Raw genomic sequence first — 3,708 nt, 5'->3', positions numbered from 1 at the left:
GGGATGAGGTGCAAACCTCACCCTACTCGATTATTGGTTTAAGTATTAAATAATTATTAATGGGCTTCGTAGATCGGCTACTTTCTTAACTAAAAAGAATGTATCGAATGGGAATATAGTATGAAAGGAGCTAGATAATTCCCATAATGCGCCTATAGTGATTACTTTAGAAGAGCTCATTCTGCATTACATTACTAAAGTTACTAACTATAAGAGAAGAAATAAAGCAGAAAGAAACAGACTACTTAAGTTAATACGAGATTATCCTGAGCTTGTACTTAAACCAGTAAATCAAATTAGCAGATACGACCTAGCTCAATGGAGAGATTCAATATTATCTAATATATCCTCTGGCTCTGTTCTTAAGGAATTCATGGTTTTAAATCATACAAGACTGGGGAAATAAATACCTCTACGATTGCTTCAATGTTATCGCCATCGCTCGGCTTTAGGGCTAATTGCATGACTAACGATTGAATGATGTCGTCTTTAGTTAGGTAACTTTCCATATAAATACTCCTATGAGGGAGATCGGATGAAAGGAAGTTACATAAAATTATTTACAGGCTCTTGCTTGAAATACAGACACCTATACCTAATCAATTCACAACCGAACCTTTTACCTACATTGAGCCGTTTGTGGGCAGTGGCGCTGTTTTGTTTTGGATGTTAAATTCCTATCCAACCATTAAAAAAGCTGTCATCAACGACAACAATAAAGATCTTATCAATACTTATCTTCATTACAATTTATAGGTTTCATTGTTTGATCTAAGTTAGTTTAGAGTCATTTATAGATATCTTTTCGATGACCAATATTAACAACTTCAATGGTTATAGTTTGATCAATAATGTGGCATAAGATGCGGTAATTGCCAACACGATATCTCCAATCAGCTAAATCCCCTTTAATATTTTTCCCTGTAAACCGAGGATTAGAGCTATTAACTAAATTTTTTTCAATCCAAGCGACAATTAGACGAGCTTGAGTTTTATCTAGCTTTGATAAAGATTTTAATGCTTTTGCTGTATAGATAACTTGAAACATTACAACCCTAGCTTCTCTTTAACTTGTTGGTGCGTGTAAGTTTCAGGATTCTTTTTGTTATACTCTTTTGCTTCGACAAGGAGCTTAGCGTCTAATTCTTCTTCCATTTTTTCAGCCAAACTTTCTTTGAGTAAAGTAGATAAGCTTTTGCCATGAAATTCTGCATATTCGGTAAAAAGACGCTCTTCGGTGGCGTTTAAGCGAACACTAATGATAGACATATTAAACCCTCTGTTTAAAGTATTACATTGTAGTACCTTGATTGTCGCATTAAAAAAGAAAGGATGTCAAGAGTTGGAGTCCCCCTCTGTCACACTAGTTGTCCGATCATTTAATTTTTACTTTTAATGCCTTTAGGGTGGCGGATAGGGTTTTATAATGGCCGTTTATAGTCCTGAGCTCAAAGAGCAACTCATCAGAAAGTCGTTGCCTCCACACAATCAACGCATCGCCGATCTGGGCCGTGAAAGCGACCTGCGCATGCGAAGCGACTTATCCTGGTGCCAGGCCAAGTGGAGTCAGATGCTTCGATTCGTTATGGTTCGCGGGTGGTGACTAAGAATATGCAACTGTTGCAGGCCGTGCGTGCGGCTAACCCTGAGGCGTATATTCTCTATAAGCCACACCCTGATGTGGTGACCGGGTTACGTGATAAGAGTGAGAGTGAGGATAAGGCCTTAGATTGGTGCGATGAAGTTCTCACAGAGCACGCTATTGGCTCCTTGTTTACTGTGGTGGATGAGGTGCATGTCTTGACCTCTTTAGCAGGTTTTGAGGCACAGATGCGTGGCTGTAAGGTGGTAACTTATGGCCAACCATTCTACGCGGGTTGGGGCTTAACGCAGGATATACACCCGCCGGAGGGTCGAGGCAGAAAACTGCAGCTTGATGAGTTGGTGGCAGGCGTGTTGATTCTGTATCCCGTTTATTTGCATCCGACCTCTGGCCGATTTAGCACACCTGAAGCCATTCTCGATGTATTACTCAGGCTTAAAGAGGGTGGTGTGCCTACTTTGTCATGGTGGCGTAAAGCAATACGGCCTCTATTAAGCCGAGTGGTCGCGTGGCGTCGTCAACGTGTGAAATAGTGCCGTTAACAAGCAGTTTGACTCATAAAAGGCCTGCTGACGTTATCGCGGCAAGCGGGCCTTAGTCGTCACATAGGTGTTGTCATGAACCTACCCCATTCTATTTAATAATCTTTAATAGCTGATCAAATGAATAGATACTAGGCGCTGAGCCGCTACCCTTTCTGGTTATACGAAGAATTTTAGCATCGATAAGTTTATTTAGGTTTGTATGAATAGTCGTTCTGCCAACGCTACTACCATGTTGTTCAGTAATATAACTTTGGACATGGCCGGAATTAAAAATGGGTCTAATGAATATAAAATCGGTTAAGGCTGAACTGTAAGGGGAGTTGGTAGCCGCTACAATTTCTTTTTTCATTTCATTATGAAGCTCGAGTATTGCTTCTACCTTGATGATATTTGATTTGGCTTGGGAGTTGACTGCTTGTAGAAAAAATTTAATCCAACCATTCCAATCTCGATGAGAAGAGATATTGTTTAATCTCTCATAATATTCGCCTCTTTTAGATTCCAAAACTTCTGATAAATAAAAGTTTGGCGTGTTGAGTCTATTTTTTTTATATAAAGTTAGGGGAATAAGAAGACGTCCTATTCTGCCGTTACCATCTTTAAATGGGTGAATAAGCTCAAATTGAGCGTGTAGAATGGCAGCCTGAACTATCGGATCGACTTCGTCATAGGATATGTATTGTTCCCAGTTCTCAAGAGCTGTAGATAAAACGATTGGGCTAGGAGGAACAAAAATAGCATTTTCTATGGTTGAGCCTTCGGTGCCAATCCAATTTTGTTCTTTTCTGAATTCACCCGGCGATTTGTTTTGGCCTCGGACACTAGTCAGCAATTGTTGGTGCAATTCTAATATCAAGCTTAATGACAGTCTGCGGCCTTCCTCAAGATACTCTTGGGCAGTTATCATCGCCATTCTATAATTAATAATTTCTTGAATGTCATTTTCTTGTCTTGTGGTGGCAGGCAGTTTCCCCGCCTCTTTATCAAGAACATCTTTGTATGAAGCCTGAGTGCCTTCAATTCTTGATGAAAGATCAGCTTCTTGGTCTATTAAGGTAGAAAGTAATACCCTTGGGTTGGGGATAGCCCTTAAAATTCCATCATAGGTGGAGAGAGCAGAGTTGGCGTCACTGATATCTCGAATTAAGCTTGTTAACTCGAGTTTTTCTAAGGGTAGAGGCAAGTTATCAGGAATATATGTGTGTTTAGACATGAGTTGATAGCGTTTATAAAAGATGTTTTTATTGAAGACTCAGTGTACATTAAGTGGGTTTGTGTTCGGAAGTTTGGGGTAAACCGTTCACAAAATAACTGGTGTTCGGCATACAGGACACAAAACAATTTGCGTCCTGTATTTACTGATAAACCGTTCACAAAGCAATTGCTGTTCAGTGCGCCGGACATTAATATGTCTGCTGATTTGATGAGGCTTCTGTATTGCGGTGTTTGTCAAGTGAGTTGTCCGGTAATACTCCCCTAAAATCGAAACACTGATGAGTGGAAAATTTCGTTAAACCATTTGTTATATTTAAAGGAATTTTTCATGCGTAGAAAACAATT

At 39.7% G+C, this 3,708-nt stretch carries 5 protein-coding genes and 1 pseudogene; 2 read left to right on the top strand and 4 right to left on the bottom strand.

What is annotated here, in order from left to right; all coding sequences use genetic code 11:
* Positions 1 to 371: 371 nt before the first annotated feature.
* On the bottom strand, positions 372 to 509 hold the full coding sequence (locus HMPREF3179_RS12265; protein WP_161797531.1) for a hypothetical protein: 138 nt from the start codon (positions 507 to 509) through the stop codon (positions 372 to 374).
* Positions 510 to 570: 61 nt separating this feature from the next.
* Between HMPREF3179_RS12265 and HMPREF3179_RS11970 the strand changes: the two genes are divergently transcribed.
* Positions 571 to 756: a DNA adenine methylase gene (locus HMPREF3179_RS11970; RefSeq protein ID WP_239660531.1), complete on the top strand. Its 186-nt coding sequence runs from the start codon at positions 571 to 573 to the stop codon at positions 754 to 756.
* A gap of 31 nt (positions 757 to 787) precedes the next feature.
* Here the strand turns inward: HMPREF3179_RS11970 and HMPREF3179_RS05765 are convergent, their stop codons facing one another.
* Both HMPREF3179_RS05765 and relB read right to left on the bottom strand, forming a co-directional pair.
* Positions 788 to 1,048 (bottom strand): type II toxin-antitoxin system RelE family toxin, encoded by a 261-nt coding sequence (locus HMPREF3179_RS05765; RefSeq protein ID WP_018574597.1) that lies wholly within the window; start codon positions 1,046 to 1,048, stop codon positions 788 to 790.
* Entirely contained in the window at positions 1,048 to 1,269 is a 222-nt protein-coding gene (gene relB, locus HMPREF3179_RS05760) for a type II toxin-antitoxin system RelB family antitoxin (RefSeq protein WP_018574598.1), read from the bottom strand. Before relB ends, HMPREF3179_RS05765 begins: the two co-directional genes overlap by 1 nt.
* Positions 1,270 to 1,539: 270 nt before the next feature.
* Here relB and HMPREF3179_RS05755 point away from each other — a divergent pair.
* Positions 1,540 to 2,136: pseudogene (locus HMPREF3179_RS05755) on the top strand (capsular polysaccharide biosynthesis protein); the annotation flags it as partial.
* Between the two features lie 100 nt (positions 2,137 to 2,236).
* Here HMPREF3179_RS05755 and HMPREF3179_RS05750 read toward each other — a convergent pair.
* Entirely contained in the window at positions 2,237 to 3,361 is a 1,125-nt protein-coding gene (locus tag HMPREF3179_RS05750; protein WP_070470008.1) for a Fic family protein, read from the bottom strand.
* Positions 3,362 to 3,708: the final 347 nt, after the last annotated feature.

The sequence above is a fragment of the Oligella sp. HMSC09E12 genome, from assembly GCF_001808505.1.
In the GTDB taxonomy this organism is placed as follows: Bacteria; Pseudomonadota; Gammaproteobacteria; order Burkholderiales; family Burkholderiaceae_B; genus Oligella; species Oligella urethralis.
The sequence above is the reverse complement of the archived record's forward strand: the minus strand, read 5'-3'. Positions and strand labels throughout refer to the sequence as shown.